This is a genomic window from Enterobacter sp. JJBC (assembly GCF_036936505.1).
GTDB classification, from domain to species: domain Bacteria; phylum Pseudomonadota; class Gammaproteobacteria; order Enterobacterales; family Enterobacteriaceae; genus Enterobacter; species Enterobacter hormaechei_C.
The window spans coordinates 1,952,642-1,970,492 of sequence record NZ_CP136935.1; the positions used below are offsets into that span (position 1 = coordinate 1,952,642).

Annotated in this window: 18 protein-coding genes and 1 pseudogene; 10 read left to right on the forward strand and 9 right to left on the reverse strand. The window is 53.4% G+C overall.

Annotation, left to right across the window (positions count from 1 at the left end; all coding sequences use genetic code 11):
* Positions 1-27 precede the first annotated feature (27 nt).
* A complete protein-coding gene (nadE, locus tag RY075_RS09400) occupies positions 28-855 on the reverse strand; it encodes an ammonia-dependent NAD(+) synthetase (RefSeq protein WP_003857837.1) in 828 nt (275 codons plus the stop codon).
* A 231-nt stretch (positions 856-1,086) separates the two neighbouring features.
* On the opposite strand from nadE, the gene osmE reads away from it, so the two are divergent.
* The 7 genes from osmE to chbG all read left to right on the forward strand — a co-directional run bounded on the left by osmE (position 1,087) and on the right by chbG (position 6,940).
* Entirely contained in the window at positions 1,087-1,431 is a 345-nt protein-coding gene (osmE, locus tag RY075_RS09405; RefSeq protein ID WP_003857836.1) for an osmotically-inducible lipoprotein OsmE, read from the forward strand.
* A 281-nt stretch (positions 1,432-1,712) separates the two neighbouring features.
* Positions 1,713-2,030 carry a PTS N,N'-diacetylchitobiose transporter subunit IIB gene (gene chbB, locus RY075_RS09410; protein ID WP_015570750.1) on the forward strand — a complete coding sequence of 106 codons (318 nt, stop codon included), beginning with the start codon at positions 1,713-1,715 and terminating at the stop codon, positions 2,028-2,030.
* Positions 2,031-2,110: 80 nt separating this feature from the next.
* Complete coding sequence (gene chbC, locus RY075_RS09415) at positions 2,111-3,469, forward strand: PTS N,N'-diacetylchitobiose transporter subunit IIC (protein WP_017384664.1); 1,359 nt, start codon at positions 2,111-2,113, stop codon at positions 3,467-3,469.
* Between the two features lie 48 nt (positions 3,470-3,517).
* Positions 3,518-3,865, forward strand: a complete 348-nt coding sequence (chbA, locus tag RY075_RS09420; RefSeq protein WP_003857835.1) for a PTS N,N'-diacetylchitobiose transporter subunit IIA — start codon at positions 3,518-3,520, stop codon at positions 3,863-3,865.
* A gap of 30 nt (positions 3,866-3,895) precedes the next feature.
* On the forward strand, positions 3,896-4,714 hold the full coding sequence (gene chbR / locus RY075_RS09425) for a transcriptional regulator ChbR (RefSeq protein WP_017384663.1): 819 nt from the start codon (positions 3,896-3,898) through the stop codon (positions 4,712-4,714).
* Between the two features lie 109 nt (positions 4,715-4,823).
* On the forward strand, positions 4,824-6,179 hold the full coding sequence (locus tag RY075_RS09430) for a 6-phospho-beta-glucosidase (protein WP_022650894.1): 1,356 nt from the start codon (positions 4,824-4,826) through the stop codon (positions 6,177-6,179).
* 11 nt (positions 6,180-6,190) lie between these two features.
* Positions 6,191-6,940, forward strand: coding sequence for a chitin disaccharide deacetylase (chbG, locus tag RY075_RS09435; RefSeq protein ID WP_022650895.1), 750 nt, complete (start codon positions 6,191-6,193; stop codon positions 6,938-6,940).
* A gap of 109 nt (positions 6,941-7,049) precedes the next feature.
* On the opposite strand, the pseudogene katE reads toward chbG, so the two are convergent.
* Positions 7,050-9,298: pseudogene (gene katE / locus RY075_RS09440) on the reverse strand (catalase HPII).
* Between the two features lie 203 nt (positions 9,299-9,501).
* On the opposite strand from katE, the gene cedA reads away from it, so the two are divergent.
* Complete coding sequence (gene cedA, locus RY075_RS09445) at positions 9,502-9,741, forward strand: cell division activator CedA (protein WP_022647825.1); 240 nt, start codon at positions 9,502-9,504, stop codon at positions 9,739-9,741.
* Between the two features lie 48 nt (positions 9,742-9,789).
* On the opposite strand, the gene tcyP is transcribed toward cedA, so the two are convergent.
* From tcyP to hxpB, 4 genes are all read right to left on the reverse strand, one after another.
* The gene (gene tcyP, locus RY075_RS09450; RefSeq protein ID WP_022647826.1) at positions 9,790-11,181 is read right to left on the reverse strand and encodes a cystine/sulfocysteine:cation symporter; all 1,392 of its coding nucleotides are present in this window, start codon (positions 11,179-11,181) and stop codon (positions 9,790-9,792) included.
* Positions 11,182-11,308: 127 nt separating this feature from the next.
* Entirely contained in the window at positions 11,309-11,899 is a 591-nt protein-coding gene (locus RY075_RS09455; protein WP_015570742.1) for a metal-dependent hydrolase, read from the reverse strand.
* Positions 11,900-11,994: 95 nt separating this feature from the next.
* Entirely contained in the window at positions 11,995-12,756 is a 762-nt protein-coding gene (gene kduD, locus RY075_RS09460; protein ID WP_003857827.1) for a 2-dehydro-3-deoxy-D-gluconate 5-dehydrogenase KduD, read from the reverse strand.
* A gap of 127 nt (positions 12,757-12,883) precedes the next feature.
* Complete coding sequence (gene hxpB / locus RY075_RS09465) at positions 12,884-13,555, reverse strand: hexitol phosphatase HxpB (protein ID WP_003857825.1); 672 nt, start codon at positions 13,553-13,555, stop codon at positions 12,884-12,886.
* 140 nt (positions 13,556-13,695) lie between these two features.
* On the opposite strand from hxpB, the gene RY075_RS09470 reads away from it, so the two are divergent.
* A complete protein-coding gene (locus RY075_RS09470) occupies positions 13,696-14,232 on the forward strand; it encodes a YniB family protein (protein ID WP_003857823.1) in 537 nt (178 codons plus the stop codon).
* A gap of 36 nt (positions 14,233-14,268) precedes the next feature.
* On the opposite strand, the gene RY075_RS09475 is transcribed toward RY075_RS09470, so the two are convergent.
* From RY075_RS09475 to pfkB, 3 genes are all read right to left on the reverse strand, one after another.
* Positions 14,269-15,129: a fructosamine kinase family protein gene (locus tag RY075_RS09475; RefSeq protein WP_022650899.1), complete on the reverse strand. Its 861-nt coding sequence runs from the start codon at positions 15,127-15,129 to the stop codon at positions 14,269-14,271.
* A gap of 105 nt (positions 15,130-15,234) precedes the next feature.
* Positions 15,235-15,525: a type V toxin-antitoxin system endoribonuclease antitoxin GhoS gene (gene ghoS, locus RY075_RS09480; RefSeq protein WP_003857822.1), complete on the reverse strand. Its 291-nt coding sequence runs from the start codon at positions 15,523-15,525 to the stop codon at positions 15,235-15,237.
* A gap of 91 nt (positions 15,526-15,616) precedes the next feature.
* On the reverse strand, positions 15,617-16,549 hold the full coding sequence (gene pfkB, locus RY075_RS09485) for a 6-phosphofructokinase II (RefSeq protein ID WP_232967719.1): 933 nt from the start codon (positions 16,547-16,549) through the stop codon (positions 15,617-15,619).
* Between the two features lie 296 nt (positions 16,550-16,845).
* Here pfkB and RY075_RS09490 point away from each other — a divergent pair, with 296 nt between their 5' ends.
* Entirely contained in the window at positions 16,846-17,604 is a 759-nt protein-coding gene (locus tag RY075_RS09490) for a YdiY family protein (protein WP_026080717.1), read from the forward strand.
* The last annotated feature ends 247 nt before the right edge of the window (positions 17,605-17,851 follow it).

Here is a 17,851-nt window from a genome sequence, read left to right on the forward strand (position 1 = left end):
CTGTAAAACTGAGTTACCGTTTTGCTTTTACTTTTTCCAGAAATCATCAAACACCGTAATCGGCGGACGGCGCTTGTGCTCGGTTTTCAGATACCAGCCTTCGATAATTTTGGCGGTACCTTCGTCGAGCGTTTTGCCTTCCAGATAATCATCAATGTTGTCATATGTGACGCCCAGCGCGGCTTCATCCGGCAGGGAAGGGCGATCGTCCTCCAGGTCCGCCGTTGGCGCCTTCTTATACAGGTGCTCCGGGCAGCCCAGCGCCGCCAGCAGCTGCTTGCCCTGACGCTTGTTCAGGCGGAAGAGGGGGTTGATATCCGTGCCGCCATCGCCGTATTTGGTGAAGAAGCCGGTGATGGCTTCCGCGGCGTGGTCGGTGCCGACGACGACCCCTTTGGTCATCCCTGCGATACTGTACTGCGCTTTCATGCGCTCACGGGCTTTCTCGTTGCCGCGAACAAAATCGCTCAGTTCAATACCGGCTTCACGCAAGGCCTGCTCGCTTGCCAGTACCGAACCTTTGATGTTTACGGTAAGAACACGGTCCGGCTGAATAAACGCGATCGCATCCTGACAGTCCTGCTCGTCAGCCTGCACGCCATACGGCAGACGTACGGCAATAAATTGCAGCGCGGTGTCACCGGTCTCGTCACGCAGCTCGGAGATGGCCATCTGGCTCAGCTTGCCGGCCAGAGTGGAATCCTGACCGCCGCTGATACCCAGCACCAGCGTCTTCAGGAAAGGGTGTGCAGACAGGTAAGCTTTCAAAAAATCAACGCTACGACGGATCTCTTCATTGGCATCAATCGCAGGTTTCGCGCCCAGCGCCTGAATAATTTCTTGTTGCAGAGCCATTACGCCCTCCCTATGCAGAACCAAACAGAAAGTGTGATCTGTTAAAACTAACCCTTTGTCGGGGAAACGACAAGGATCACAGTTTTGAGTGTACTGTTTTACAGCGATTTAGCAGCTTACCGTTGTTTTATTAGAATTTTCCGAAATTCGTCTGGCGTAACTCGCAAAGTTGAACAATAGTAATTTTTATCCCATGCTTAGTTAACACGCTGATAAACAAGAGGACGGAATATGAACAAGAACGTAGCAGGAATTTTAAGCGCAGCGGCGGTACTGACTATGCTGGCAGGGTGTACAGCTTACGATCGCACCAAAGATCAGTTCACACAGCCAGTGGTAAAAGACGTCAAAAAAGGCATGACGCGTTCCCAGGTTGCAGCCATTGCCGGTAAACCTTCTTCAGAAGTTACTATGATCCACGCGCGTGGTACCTGCCAGACCTATATTCTGGGTCAACGTGATGGTAAGGCAGAGACCTACTTTGTCGCCCTGGATGATACGGGTCACGTGATCAATTCTGGTTACCAGACCTGTGCCGAATACGACACCGACCCACAGGCACCTAAGGCACAGTAAGCCTGCTTGCCTGAGAGCGTTAACTAACCGGCCGGAAGGCCGGTTTTTTTATGCATACGTGAATCTTATTTCTTGGCGCGAAATATTTGCCTGAAATGTGAAGGTAGTCAACAAGCCAGGTCAATGAGAGACAATTTCAGTCTATCCAGAATTATCCCCTCCCTGTACCATTGCGTATACTCACTTCAACGATAAACAATGTTCAGCACACTGCCCGTCAGCCAGGATAGCGAGTCGAGTGATAGCGAGACGGCGGGTAGCCAAACAAGAGGGAAGTTATCATGGAAAAGAAACATATCTATCTGTTTTGCTCTGCGGGCATGTCCACTTCGCTGCTGGTTTCTAAAATGCGCGCGCAGGCCGAAAAATATGAAGTCCCTGTGGTGATTGAGGCGTTTCCGGAAACGCTGGCGGGCGAGAAGGGCCAGACAGCAGACGTTATTTTACTCGGGCCGCAAATCGCTTATATGCTGCCAGAAATTCAACGTCTGCTACCCAATAAGCCGGTCGAAGTGATCGATTCCGTTTTATACGGCAAGATTGATGGTTTAGGTGTATTAAAAGCTGCCGTTGCGGCGATTAAAAAAGCTGCTAATTAATTTTTTATTTTTCCCGTCAAAGAGTTATTTCACACACAATACGCCGTAACGATCGTTGCGGCCTTTAAGGGTATTTTCCTATGAGTAAAGTCATCGCTTCACTTGAAAAGGTACTCCTTCCTTTTGCTGTTAAAATAGGAAAGCAGCCTCATGTTAATGCCATTAAGAACGGCTTTATTAAATTAATGCCGTTGACATTAGCCGGGGCAATGTTCGTTTTAATTAACAACGTTTTTCTGAGCTTTGGAGAAGGTTCCTTTTTTTATTCATTAGGAATTAGGCTAGATGCTTCAACTATTGAAACCCTTAATGGTTTAAAAGCCATTGGCGGCAACGTATACAACGGTACGTTGGGTATTATGTCGCTAATGGCGCCTTTCTTTATTGGAATGGCGCTGGCGGAAGAGCGTAAAGTGGATCCGCTGGCGGCAGGCTTACTGTCCATTGCCGCGTTCATGACCGTCACACCGTACAGCGTGGGCGACGCTTATGCCGTTGGCGCCAACTGGCTGGGTGGGGCAAACATCATTTCCGGTATTATTATCGGGCTGGTGGTGGCCGAAATGTTCACCTTCATTATTCGCCGTAACTGGGTTATCCGCTTGCCGGATAGCGTTCCGGCCTCTGTTTCTCGTTCATTTTCCGCGTTGATTCCGGGCTTCATTATTCTCTCCATCATGGGGATTATTGCCTGGGCGCTCTCTCACTGGGGAACTAACTTCCACCAGATCATTATGGACTCTATCTCAACGCCGCTGGCGTCGATGGGTAGCGTGGTCGGTTGGGCGTATGTCATCTTTACCTCCCTGCTGTGGTTCTTCGGCGTGCATGGTTCACTGGCACTGGCGGCGCTGGACAGCGGTATTATGACCCCATGGGCACTGGAAAACGTCGCGCTTTACCAGCAGTACGGCTCCGTCGATGCGGCGCTGGCGGCCGGTAAAACCTTCCATGTGTGGGCGAAGCCGATGCTTGACTCCTATATCTTCCTGGGCGGTACCGGGGCGACGTTGGGTCTGATCATCGCGGTCTTTATTGTCTCTCGCCGCGCTGACCATCGTCAGGTTGCGAAGCTGGCCCTGCCGTCAGGCATCTTCCAGATTAACGAGCCGATCCTGTTTGGTCTGCCAATTATCATGAACCCGGTGATGTTCATTCCCTTCATCCTGGTTCAGCCGCTGCTGGCCGCGATTACGCTGACGGCGTACTACCTGGGCATTATCCCGCCGGTGACCAACATTGCGCCGTGGACGATGCCGGCTGGTCTGGGCGCGTTCTTCAACACCAATGGTAGCGTGGCCGCCTTCCTGCTGGCGATATTCAACCTCGGGATTGCAACCCTGCTCTACATGCCGTTCGTGGCGATTGCGAACAAGGCCGCAACGGTTATCGATGAAGAAGAGAGCGAAGAGGATATCGCCCTCGCACTGAAATTCTAAAATTGCACGGCGCGGGGCAACCCGCGCCAGCGGAAAGGAGCTTAAAAAATGTTAGATTTAGAGAGTATCGTTGCCGAAGAAACCGCAGAGAACGATCTGGAAGAGGTGGTGATGGGCCTCATCATCAACTCCGGGCAGGCACGCAGCCTGGCGTATGCGGCGCTTAAGCAGGCTAAGCAGGGCGACTTCGTTGCCGCGAAAACCATGATGGAGCAGTCCCGTACGGCGTTAAACGAAGCGCATCTGGTGCAGACGAAGCTTATCGAAAGCGACCAGGGCGAAGGGAAGATGAAAGTGAGTCTGGTGCTGGTACATGCGCAGGATCATCTGATGACCTCCATGCTGGCACGCGAGCTGGTAGCGGAGCTCATCGAGCTTCACGAGAAGATGCAATAAGTCAGGATGAAGTAGCAGGAGGTCAGCACGATGGAAATCAAAACCGCACATGAGCAGCAGCTGTTTAATGGCAAGAATTTTCACGTGGTGATTTACAACAAAACGGAGAGCGCCAGCGGTCTGCACCAGCATGACTACTACGAGTTCACGATTGTTCTGACCGGCCGCTACTATCAGGAGATCAACGGTAAGCGCGTCCTGCTTGAGCGTGGCGATTTCGTCTTCCTGCCGATGGGATCTTATCACCAGAGCTTTTATGAGTTTGGTGCGACGCGCATTCTGAACGTAGGCGTGAGCAGGCGTTTCTTCGAGAAGCATTATCTGCCGCTGGTGCCGTTCTGCTTTGTGGCGTCACAGGTGTATCGCGTTAAAAATGAGTTTATGACCTGGATTGAAACGGTTATCGCCTCGCTGAATTTCCGCGACAATGAATTTGATGAATTTATTGAAACCGTGACGTTCTACGTCATGAATCGCCTCCGCCATCACCGTGAAGAACAGCAGGTGGTGGATGATATTCCTCAGTGGCTGCGTAGTACCGTGGAGCTGATGCACGACAAAGGACAGTTCAGCGATAACGCCCTGGAGAATATGGTGGCGCTGTCGGGTAAATCGCAGGAATATTTGACGCGCGCCACGCAGCGTTATTACCGTAAAACGCCTGTGCAAATTATTAATGAAATCCGCATTAACTTTGCCAAAAAACAGCTGGAAATTACTAATTACTCTGTCACCGATATCGCTTACGAATCGGGTTACAGCAGTCCCAGTCTGTTTATTAAAACCTTTAAAAAATTGACTTCATTCACACCGAACAGTTACCGCAAAAATTTAACGGTAATTAATTAACTTTCGGCGGTTTATCCGCCAGGAACAGTGACGTAATGGCTTGCCCAAATAGCGGGAAGAGCACGCTATACCTTGCAGGCGATTAACCTGATACGCTAAGGGAGATATTATGCAACAGAAATTAAAAGTCGTAACCATTGGTGGCGGCAGCAGCTATACTCCGGAATTACTTGAAGGTTTCCTGAAACGGTATCATGAATTACCGGTCAGCGAATTATGGCTGGTGGATGTTGAAGAAGGTCAGGAGAAGCTGAATATTATTTTTGAACTGTGCAAACGCATGGTTGAAAAAGCGGGCGTGCCCTTAACCGTGCATAAAACGCTGGATCGTCGCCTGGCACTGAAAGATGCTGACTTCGTGACCACGCAGCTGCGCGTCGGCCAGCTGAAGGCGCGTGAGCTGGACGAGCGCATTCCGCTGAGCCATGGTTATCTGGGCCAGGAAACCAACGGGGCAGGTGGCCTGTTTAAAGGCCTGCGTACTATTCCGGTCATTTTTGACATCATTAAAGACGTGGAGGAGATCTGCCCGAACGCCTGGGTGATCAACTTTACCAACCCGGCCGGGATGGTCACCGAGGCAGTCTATCGCCATACCGGTTTCAAACGCTTTATCGGCGTCTGCAATATTCCGATTGGCATGAAGATGTTCATCCGCGATGTACTGGAACTGACCGAGCACGATGATCTGTCCATTGACCTGTTCGGCCTGAATCACATGGTCTTTATCAAAGATGTGATTGTGAACGGGCAATCGCGCTTTGCGGAACTGCTCGACGGCGTCGCCTCTGGTCGCCTGACTGCGGCCTCGGTGAAAAACATCTTCGATCTGCCGTTCAGCGAAGGGCTGATCCGCTCCCTGAATCTGCTGCCGTGCTCGTATCTGCTTTACTACTTCAAGCAGAAAGAGATGCTGGCCATTGAAATGGGCGAATACTACAAAGGTGGCGCACGCGCTCAGGTTGTGCAGAAAGTAGAGAAGCAGCTGTTTGATTTGTATAAAGATCCGAACCTGAACGTCAAACCGAAAGAGCTGGAGCAGCGCGGCGGGGCATACTATTCGGATGCGGCGTGTGAAGTGATTAACGCCATTTACAATGACAAGCAGGCCGAGCACTATGTGAACGTTCCCCATCACGGGCACATCGACAATATCCCGGCAGACTGGGCCGTTGAGATGACCTGCATCCTTGGACGCGAGGGTGCAAAACCGCATCCCCGCATTACCCACTTCGACGATAAGGTGATGGGGCTGATTCACACCATCAAAGGCTTTGAAGTGGCGGCGAGCAATGCTGCCCTGAGCGGCGAACTGAATGACGTGCTGCTGGCGCTGAATCTCAGCCCGCTGGTGCATTCTGACCGTGACGCTGAAAAACTCGCGAGTGAGATGATCCTGGCGCATGAAAAATGGCTACCAAACTTTGCTGCAACGGTTGAGAAACTGAAACTCACACACCGTTAAGAGGAGGCGCGATGGAAAACCTGCTGATCGTCAATGCCGATGATTTTGGCCTGTCAAAAGGGCAGAACTACGGCATTATTGAAGCCTGTCGCCGGGGCGTCGTGACCTCTACAACAGCGCTCATCAACGGTGAGGCGGTGGAACATGCGGCGCAGTTAAGCCGTGAGCTGCCCGAGCTGGGCGTGGGCATGCATTTTGTGCTGACGCTTGGGTTGCCCCTTTCACCGATGCCGGGTCTGACGCGCGAGGGAAAACTGGGGAAATGGATTTGGGAAATGGCGGAGCAGGACGCTCTGCCGCTCGATGAGATTGCCCGCGAGCTGGAGTGCCAGTTTAACCGCTTTGTGGATGTGTTTGGCCGCGAACCTACCCATATTGACAGCCATCATCATGTGCATATGATCCCGGCGATTTTCCCGCTTGTGGCAGAGTTTGCGCAACGTAAAGGCGTGGCGATGCGCGTGGATCGTGAGGTGCGCGGGTTGCCGGACGTCGCGGTGACGTCAACGGAGGGGTTCAGCAGCGCATTTTATGGCGACGAGATCGATGAAGCGCTGTTCCTGAAGGTGCTGGATGACTCCGCCGCAAAAGGGGAGCGCTCGCTTGAGGTAATGGCGCACCCGGCGTTTGTCGATGAGATAGTACGTAAGAGCGCCTACTGCTGGCCGCGTCTGGCAGAACTGGATGTGCTGACATCGGCGTCGTTAAAGTATGCGATTGCCGAGCGTGGGTATCGTCTGGGGACGTTCAGGGATCTTTGAGGCAAAGCCCGGTGGCGAGGTAAAAGCAAAACGGTAACCTTTTGGTTACCGTTTTTATTGTTTTCTCCCTCTCCCAGGGGAGAGGGCCGGGGTGAGGGCTTCAGGTTTTTTACGCCGGTATCTGGTCAATCTTACTGCTGCGCGACCACACGCGGTGCGCGGCGAGCAGGTCAAACAACCGGGTCATAAACGCATCATCGACGTTATCACCTTCGACAATGCCTTCTTCCCCTTGATCCGGTACCTTCAGCAGAGTTTTAAACTTCCGCGCATCGCCTGCCAGAGCGATTGGCTTCAGGTGCTTATAGGCTTCCAGCAGATAATAGGCGGCATCACCGTTACCGAGCAGGCTCTCAACGTCGCCGCACGGCATAATCACCGCATCAACCGTCAGCGACGGTGCTCCGGCGAAGGTCGCGGCAATCGGCAGGACGGAGCCATCATCGGCCGTCACTTCACCCATGCGAGAGTAAAGCAGTTTGGCATGTACGCCCTGGGTTTTGAGCGCCCGCATGATCCCCAGTACGTCGCTGGCGCGCGGTTTATCGTTCAGCAGAATAGCCACTACGCGGCCTTTAATTGACCCGCCAGGTACCGCGTACAGGCTCAGGGACGGATCCTTCTTCAGCCCGTTCACGTCTTTTGGCGGTGCGGCATGGCATTGCTCATCGGTGAGCGTGATGCCGAGATTATTCGCCACGCCCTGAGCAAGCTGGATATCAATATGCGCCAGATGGTCGACCACGCGCTCGCGAATGTAGGTACGCACCACTTTGCTCAGCTCAAAGCTGAAACCGCCGATAATGTGCTGCTGTTCAATCGGGGTCTGGCTGTTCCAGAACAGGCGAGGCTGAGCGTAATATTCGCCGAATGACGGGCTGCGCTCGCGAATTTTTGTTCCGTCCACGCGCTCCTGATACGACTCGAATCCGCCACGTTTTGGCCCCGGCGGGGTTTCACGCGGCCAGTTATCGTTAATGGAGTTTGGCTCGTAGTTCGCCGGGTTGGTATCGATATCCTGGCGATGCATCCCGTCACGCTGGAAGTTATGGTACGGGCAGGTCGGACGGTTGATAGGAATTTCGTGGAAGTTCGGTCCGCCGAGACGGCTGATCTGCGTATCGGTATAAGAGAACAGACGGCCCTGGAGCAGCGGATCGTTGGTGAAATCCAGCCCCGGCACAATATGGCCCGGGTGGAACGCAGCCTGCTCATTCTCCGCGAAGAAGTTATCCGGGTTGCGATTAAGCACCATTTTGCCCACCAGCTGAACCGGCACCAGCTCTTCGGGAATAAGCTTGGTCGGGTCGAGCAGGTCGAAGTCGAATTTGAATTCGTCCTCTTCCGGGATCAGCTGTAACCCCAGCTCGTATTCCGGGAAATCACCGGCTTCAATGGATTCCCACAGTTCGCGACGGTGGAAGTCCGGATCGCGCCCGGTCAGCTTCTGTGCTTCATCCCACACCAGGGACGCTTTCCCCGCGACCGGTTTCCAGTGGAAACGCACAAACGTCGCTTTACCTTCAGCGTTAATCAGACGGAAGGTATGAATACCAAAGCCTTCCATGGTGCGATAGCTGCGTGGGATCCCCCGGTCAGACATCGCCACATCACGTTGTGAAGGGTTTCCGGTTGCAGGGAGACGTAGTCCCAGAAGGTGTCATGCGCACTTTGTCCCTGCGGTATGGCCCAGTGTGGCTCTGGTTTTACCGCATGGACAAAGTCAGGGAATTTATGCGCATCCTGAATGAAGAAAACCGGGGTGTTATTCCCGACGAGGTCGAAAATGCCCTCTTCGGTATAGAATTTGGTGGCGAAGCCGCGAATATCACGCACCGTGTCGGCCGAACCCGCGCCGCCCTGTACGGTAGAGAAGCGCACAAATACCGGTGTAATTTTGTTCGGATCGGAAAGGAAATCCGCCTTCGTGATCTCCTTCAGGCTCTTGTACGGCTGGAAATAGCCGTGCGCCGCAGAGCCGCGAGCGTGAACGATACGTTCAGGAATACGCTCATGGTCGAAATGGGTGATTTTTTCCCGCAGGATGAAATCTTCCAGCAGCGTCGGGCCGCGCGTTCCGGCGCGCAAGGAGTTCTGATCATCGGCGATGCGCACGCCCTGATTGGTGGTCAGCGCATAGCCTTCACCCCCTTTGCGGTGCGGGTCGAGAGATTTTAACTTTTCGTTGTCCGCATCGGGTGACTTCATGCTTCCCGGTGCAGTAGGTTGCTCGCCCGGCGCGGAGAGGCCCGGCGACGGTTTATGAGAGCCATCCGCAGGGGCGAGTGAGTCCATTCCCGGTTGAGATTCTTCGGTGCCATGAATAGGGGATTGATGGGGTTTATCATTGTTCGACATTGCACGATTCTCCTTTGTTCGTTCCTGAAAACCCTATTAAGGATAGAACAATGTGATGAATTAGCAGGCGAACTAAGCGTTTTCAGAGGAAGTGATTAGCGAAAGGAGCCATCTGCCACATGTCAGGCGCGACGGGTGGGGGGAGAATCGGCTATGATAGAAATTTCCTGCTTTAAGAATTTGCTTTAGTGAACCCGTCGCTTATGAAACCTCTTCGTCAACAAAACCGCCAGGTTATTAGCTATGTGCCCCGCGTTGAACCCGCGCCGCCTGACCATGCCCTGAAAGTGGATGGTTTTCGCGATGTCTGGATGTTACGGGGTAAATACGTTGCCTTCGTGCTGATTGGCGAGCACTTCCGTCGCTCCCCTGCGTTTACGGTGCCAGAATCGGCGCAGCGATGGGCTATGCAGACCCGCCAGGATGAAGAGGTTGAAGAATAACAGCCATAAAAAAACCGCCCTCAGGCGGTTTTTTTATTTCGGCCGTGATTAACGATGGGCCAGTTCGGCATCATCTTCACTGTCGAGAATTGTTTTGTCGGTCTGCTTCAGCCACTGGCTGGTCAGGGTACCGGCGGTCATTGAGCCACTCACGTTCAGGGCGGTACGACCCATGTCGATCAGCGGTTCAACAGAGATCAGCAGGGCAACCAGCGTCACCGGCAGTCCAAGCGCAGGCAGAACGATCAGCGCAGCGAAGGTCGCGCCGCCGCCCACGCCCGCAACACCGGCGGAGCTAATGGTCACGATACCGACCAGCGTCGCAATCCAGACCGGATCCAGCGGATTAATCCCCACTGTTGGGGCAACCATTACGGCCAGCATCGCCGGGTAGAGACCCGCACAGCCGTTCTGCCCGATGGTGGCGCCAAAGGAGGCCGAGAAGCTGGCGATAGACTCCGGTACGCCCAGACGACGGGTCTGTGCTTCGACGTTCAGCGGGATAGATGCCGCGCTGGAACGGCTGGTAAAAGCGAAGGTCAGCACCGGCCAGACTTTACGGAAGTATTTCAGCGGGCCAACGCCGTTCACCGCCAGCAGAATGCCGTGCACAACAAACATGATGCCCAGACCGAGGTACGAGGCAATCACAAAGCTGCCAAGCTTAATGATGTCTTGCAGGTTAGAACCTGCAACGACTTTGGTCATCAGCGCCAGGACACCGTACGGCGTCAGCTGCATGACCAGACGCACCAGCTTCATCACCCAGCTTTGCAGGGTATCGATGGCCGTCAGAACGCGCTCGCCTTTCGGCGCATCGTCCTTCAGCAGCTTCAGCGCAGCCACGCCCAGGAATGCCGCGAAGATCACCACGCTGATAATGGAGGTTGGGCTTGCGCCGGTCAGATCAGCAAACGGGTTCTTAGGAATGAAGGAGAGCACCATCTGCGGAACGGTCAGATCGGCCACTTTACCCACGTAGTTGGTCTCAATCGCCGTCAGACGCGCGGTTTCAGCGCTACCCTGCACCAGACCTTCAGCAGTCAGGCCAAACAGATTGGTTACCAGTACACCCACCAGCGCTGCAATCAGCGTGGTGAAGAGCAGGGTACCAATGGTCAGGAAGCTGATTTTACCCAGTTGAGAGGCATTGTGCAGGCGGGCTACGGCGCTCAGAATAGAGGCGAATACCAGCGGCATAACGATCATTTGCAGCAGCTGTACATAGCCGTTACCGACAATGTTGAACCACTGAATGGAGTCTTTCAGTACCGGGCTGTCGGAGCCGTAAATAGCGTGTAAGGCCAGGCCAAACACCACACCCATGACCAGACCGACCAGTACCTTTTTCGCCAGGCTCCACTGTTTGTGGCGAGCCTGGGCGAGAAGCAATAGCAATACGACGAACACAACAATGTTCGCGATGAGTGGAAAATTCATCCCCGTTCTCCTGATTTATTATACGGTCGGTTTTTACCGAACCTGTTGGCGCAAGGTTATCAGAAGTGTGATGTCACGCTTATATCCATATGGAATGGTTTATGACAAAAGTGATTATATTGTCGGTTTAATGTTCAATCTGGTGATTAATAAAACGATTGAACTGAAATTGCAGCGAGTTGATCATCTGCGATGACCAGCGCACTGCACCATTTTCGGGCAATGTCTGCGGCATCCAGACGGCATACGCAAACAGCGCCATGCACAGAACGCGCTCCAGCTGGTTGCCTTTTTGCGGCACGAGGATTGGCAGGCGGAAACGCCAGCGGCAGGGCCAGAGCAGCGGTACGCCCGCTGGCGTCAGCATATCGGCGAGGATATGGCTTAAGTAGCCAAGCACCATGCCCTGAATGGCATCCGCCGGGACGATCCAGCTCTCCGGAACCTTTAAATAGAAGAGTGTAAGCAGGCCAAATACGGCCAGCAGGCTGTGGGTAAACCCGCGATGACCAAAGGCTCTGGCGATGGGCTTTGAAATCCACTTTAGCCGCTGGCCAAGGAATGACTTTGGATGATCTATGTCCGGCAGCAGGCAGGTAAGTACGGCGGAAGGGACAATATGCCACCAGTCCCCCTGTGCCAGCACAGGGGTCAGTTCAGCGTTTTTGGCAAACACTGCACAGGCAAGTGAAAAAAGCAGGTGGCCTTCCGCCGTCATGATAAAACCCGGTAAACTGTCGATTCATACAGTATAGGGTTTTTATACAGTGTGTGAAAGAGGTGACGGTGTAACTCTTTGTCACAAACGCGCGGTTAGCGCGCCAGCCAGCCACCGTCTACGGCGAGAGTATGACCGTTAACGTAATCAGATGCTCTTGAAGCCAGAAACACCACCGGACCCTGTAAATCCTCCGGGAGACCCCAGCGGCCCGCCGGAATCCGGTCGAGGATCGCCTGGCTGCGCTGCTCATCATCGCGAAGCTGCCGGGTGTTATTGGTCGCCATATAACCTGGCGCGATAGCGTTCACGTTAATACCTAGCGGCGCCCATTCGTTCGCCAGCAGGCGGGTGAGGCCCAGCACGCCGCTTTTGGACGCCGTATAGGAGGGCACCCGGATGCCGCCCTGGAAGGAGAGCATGGAAGCAATGTTAATGATCTTGCCGCCCTGACCCTGCGCGATAAACTGTTTCGCCACTGCCTGAGAGAGGAAAAAGACTGATTTCAGATTGAGATCGATGACCTCGTCCCAGTCCTTCTCACTAAATTCCAGCGCATCGGCACGGCGGATGGTGCCGGCATTGTTAACCAGAATATCGATGCGGCCCATCTCAGCGACTGCGGTATCCACCACGCTCTGAATACTCTCCTGCTTGCCAAGATCGGCGCGAATCGCGATAAAGCGTCGTCCCAGCGCCGTAACGCGCGCTGCCGTTTCGTCAGGAACCTTGCGGTTAACCCCCACGATATCGCATCCTGCTTCGGCGAGGGCAATGGCCATGCCTTGCCCCAGACCGGTATCGCACCCGGTCACCATCGCCACTTTTCCTGCCAGAGTAAAAGCATCCAGTATCATACGCGCCTCAGAAGTCAGGTTATTGTCATTCTGCACGTAAGAATAGGAGTCTGGAATGAGAAAAGCAAATAAAGTAAAACGTTGTTTTGATTTTTCGGGCAGGCAGCCGAAGCTGCCTGAAAGAGCGTTACTCCCCACGCAGATGGCGGGCAGTCAATTCTTCAAGAGACGTCAGCCTGACATCCGCCAGGGCAAAACGGGGATCGTGTCGGCCTTCTTCAGCCGGCACAACGATGGAGCGCATACGTGCGGCTTTGGACGCCACCATGCCGTTAACCGAATCTTCCAGCGCCACACAGGTAAGCGGATCCAGCCCCAGTTTCGCGGCGCAGTCCATATACACCTGCGGATGTGGCTTGCTGTACGGAAGCTTTTCGGCCGAGGCCAGCGCGTCGAAGCTGTCGCGCAGCCCGAACATCGTCAGCACTTTTTCCAGCATATGCAGCGGTGAGGCGGAGGCCAGCCCCACTTTCAGCCCTTGCGCCTTGCACAGGGCGATAGCGTCGCGTACGCCCGGTAACAGAGGCTTATACTCTTCTACGAGGGAGATGGCGCGGTTGATAATGCGCGCCGTAACTTCGTCGCGATCCGGGCCAACCCATGGCTGGTGGGCATACCAAAGGTCAACCACCATATCGATGCGCAGCCCCAGGGTATCGGGAAGCTCGTTACGACGACTGATATCGACGCCGAGGCTGGCCATCACGTCCAGTTCAGCCCGATCCCACAGGGGTTCGGAATCAATCAGCAATCCATCCATGTCAAAAATAGCGGCAAGTATCTGGCGCGGTGTCGACATTACAACATCTCCTTATCTTGGGGTAAGACGAACGGTGCTAAGCACAAGCAATTTAGCATATTGCATGCAAAGAGCGGGCGAAATTGACCGACAGCAGGTAGACTTAGGCACAAATAACGCGTCTTTATGAAGAGGAACTAATGACGTATCAACAAGCTGGACGCATCGCGGTCTTAAAACGTGTTGCTGGTTGGGTTATTTTTATTCCCGCCCTGATTTCAACGCTGATCTCCGTACTCAAATTTATGTACGATCACAGCGAAAAACAGCCGGGCATCAATGCCGTTATGCTTGATTTTGCCCACGTCATGATTGAGATGATGCGGTTTAACACCCCGTTCCTGAACGTCTTCTGGTTCAACTCGCCCACGCCGGATTTTCACCACCAGCTGAATGTCGGTTTCTGGATAATCTATGCGTTGATATTTATCGCGATGGCGTTGCAGGCCTCCGGCGCGCGCATGAGTCGCCAGACCCGCTTTTTACGCGAAGGGGTGGAAGATCAGCTGATACTTGAGAAGGCGAAAGGCCCTGACGGGATGAGCCGTGAGCAGATCGAATCGCGCATTGTCGTTCCGCGTCATACCATTTTTGTGCAGTTTTTCCCGCTCTACATCCTGCCGGTCATCATCATTGTGGCCGGGTATTTCTTCTTTACGCTGCTTGGCTTCCTGTAAATCCTAAGGGAAGGGGCGTGATGCCGCCCCTTCCCGCTATGCCGCCAGAATACGGTCCAGCGCCCGCTGGGCATTTACCAGATGACTCCCGCCAAACAAAATAGCCCGGTTTAGCAAGGTGTACAGCTGATAAACCGGCTGACGATCAAGGAAACCCGCAGGTAACGGCGAGACAGACTGATAGCCATCATAAATTTGCGGCGGCTGTTCAGGGTGCAACGGCAGCATCGCGAGGTCACACTCTCTGTCGCCCCAGTAGCAGGCCGGGTCATATATATAGGGACCATCAGGCCCAAGCGCGCAGTTGTTTGACCATAAATCACCGTGCAGAAGGGAAGCCTGAGGCTGATGCGAAGCCAGACGCTGCTGAATATGTTCAACAATCGCGTCGATGTTGCCGAACGCTAATCCCTTTTCAGCGGCCAGCTCCAGCTGCCAGCCGATGCGCTGTTCGGCGAAAAAAGTCGACCAGCGGCGCTGCCATGCGTTTGGCTGTGGGGTGGTGGAGAGGTCGTTATCGAAATCGAGCCCAAACTGAGGTTGATCGCTCCACTGGTGCAAACGGGCGATCTGTTGCCCGAGAATAAAGGCGTTGTGCGCATCCAGAGGACGCGCGGGAAGATAGTTCATCACCAGAAAGCTATAGTCACGATCGCTGCCGACGGCTAAAACCTGCGGAACGGTGACTGTTTTACTGCGCGATAACAGCTCAAGCTGATCGGCTTCGGCAGTAAAAATGGGGAGCAATTCGCGCTCATCACATTTAACGAAAAGATCGCGCCCGGCGTAACGTAAATGCCATGCGGCATGGATCTCTCCGCCTGGCAGTTCGTTACGCAGTTCAATTTCACCTTCACCCAGCTGCTCACTTAAAAGATGACTGATAGCCTGCCACATGATGTCTCTCCCATGTTGTCTGCCAGATCATAAAGTTAGCGCAAAACGGCTATAAAAAAACAGGAACTAACGCACAACTGAGCGGTTTAATTTTATACAGGGCACTTATTGTTCTTTTTTATGCCAGTTTTCCCAGCTATCCACATCAATTTCCGTGGCTTTGTCAGTCACGCTTTCCACCAGGCTACTGGCCAGCGCCTTCACCTCTTCCTGACTCAGCGGGCTTATCAGGCCAAATGCCAGTGAGCCGAGATCGTGAATATTGCCCTCATCGTCCGTCAGCGTAAGCAGAAAATTGGCGCGCGTGAACGCGTTGTTGAGTTCATTCAGTTCGGTCAGCGACGCCTCATGAATATTCACGGTTACGACGTAGCGGGTGATATCACCACTGCTCATAATTCACCTCGTTGTTATCCTGAAAGTTTTCTTAGCATAGTCGATAAGCTCTGTTTAGCGACTTCCCCCTCCATGGGAAGGGGAATTAGGTTCAGCTTCTCTCGAGGTAATCGACAATTTTCTGGGTATCCGCAAGCGAACACAGACGCGTTCCCTGATTGATGGTGGCTGCACTCCCTGCCGCGACGCCATAGCGAGCCATCTCCAGAAGCGAAGCCCCCTGCGCCAGCTTCAGCACCATCGCGCCAACCATACTGTCACCGGCACCCACGGTGCTCTGGCTTTTCATCGGCGGTGGCACAACCTGCACAAAGCCCGTCTTATCGACGGCCAGCGCCCCCTGAGGACCGAGAGAAACAACAACGCGATGTGCTTTGCCCGTACGTACCAGCTCTTCTGCGGCAGTACGAACGTCATCAGGCTGGCTGAGTTCTCGATTAACCAGGGCACTGAGCTCTTTCTGGTTAGGTTTAACGAGTTCAAGTTGTCCGGGTTCTAACGCCGCCTTCAGGGCTTCGCCCGAGCTATCGACAACGCAGCGGATGCCGCGCTGGAGCGCCGCCTGAACCAGCGCCGGCAGTTTCTCTGTTTTGACGCCCGGCGGCAGGCTACCGCTGATCACCAGTAATGAGCCGCTTTCAATGGTCAGCACTTTCTCTTCCAGTTGACGAAACTCATCATCGGTCAATTTCGCCCCCGGCATCACAAAGCGATATTGCTCGCCGCTGGATTCAACATGGACATGCAGGTTCTGCCGGGTCCAGTCTTTAGCGTCGACGGTGTCTACGGCCACCTGTTCATCTGCCAGCAACGCCACCAGATGTTCTCCCGTGGCGCCGCCAGCGGGGAAGATGGCGGTGGCTTTTCCGCCGAGATGGGTAATAGCGCGCGCCACGTTGATGCCGCCGCCGCCCGGCTCAAACACCGGCGCGCTACAGCGCAGCTTACCTTCCGGGTAGATTTGCGGCGTCATGGTCGCGGAGTCGAGGGAAGGGGAGAGTGTCAGCGTATAAATCGAAGCCATCATGACCTCCTTTTATCATGGGTTCTTTTAAGCCTGGCACCGTTTGGCAGGAAGGCAACGTAAATAACAGTATGATTTTAAAAATGAATGCTGACAAATAAGCTGCGCCGGGCATATAAAATAAAACGCGTTTTGGGATCGTTCTTATTCAAAAAATGAAAGAAGAAAATATTGCTATGTTATTTGCGGCTTTTTATAATTTGTTACCTTTCTATGGTCGCCTTGTCATTGATCCGCAAGAAAGTTTCCGAGACCGTGACGGTCTCTTTTTATGTTGTACGGACTCCTTAAATAAAATGAAGCTTTTGAAGACAGTACCCGCAGCACTGATGCTGGCGGGTGGCGTATTTGCGTCACTGAATGCAACCGCCGATGATACCGTTTTTACTGTCATGGACGATCCCTCCACTGCCAAAAAACCCTTTGAAGGTAACGTGAATGCCGGGTATCTGGCGCAATCCGGTAATACGAAAAGCTCCTCCCTGACCGCAGACAGCACCCTGACCTGGTACGGCAACACCACGGCCTGGTCGCTGTGGGGAAATGCCAGCAACACCTCTGCTAACGATCAACGCTCATCGGAGAAATACGCGGTAGGCGGACGTAGCCGATACAACATGACCGATTATGACTACCTGTTCGGGCAGGCGAGTTGGCTGACTGACCGCTACAACGGCTATCGCCAGCGTGATGTCGTAACTGCGGGTTATGGTCGTCAGTTCCTCAATGGGCCGGTGCACAGCCTGCGTTTTGAATTCGGTCCGGGTGTCCGTTACGACGAGTACACCAACGGCGAAGATGAAACCCAGCCGCTGGGTTATGCATCGGGCACCTACGCATGGCAGATGACGGATAACGCAAAATTCACCCAGGGTGTGTCGGTGTTTGGCGCTGAAGATACAACGCTGAACTCTGAAAGTGCGTTGAACGTGGCCATCAACGAACACTTTGGACTCAAGGTGGCGTACAACGTAACCTGGAACTCATCCCCACCTGATTCTGCGCCGGAACATACCGATCGCCGAACCACGATTTCTTTAGGTTATAAAATGTAATTTCGTCGGGCCGGGAATAATCCCGGCCCGTTTTTTATTTTCTGAAACTGTGCTTATTTATATTAAACGGCGTTTTAAAATAAATAATGGATTTGGTTTCTTCTTCATAATTTCTCCATAATTAGCTGGCCAGAGCTTATTCAGTTTATTTGACACGAATTGATAAATAATTTGACTAGGCAAAAATGTGATCCAGATCTACACTTACGGCACAGGCGAAAAACTCGCCTCAGGCCTATCGCATTAA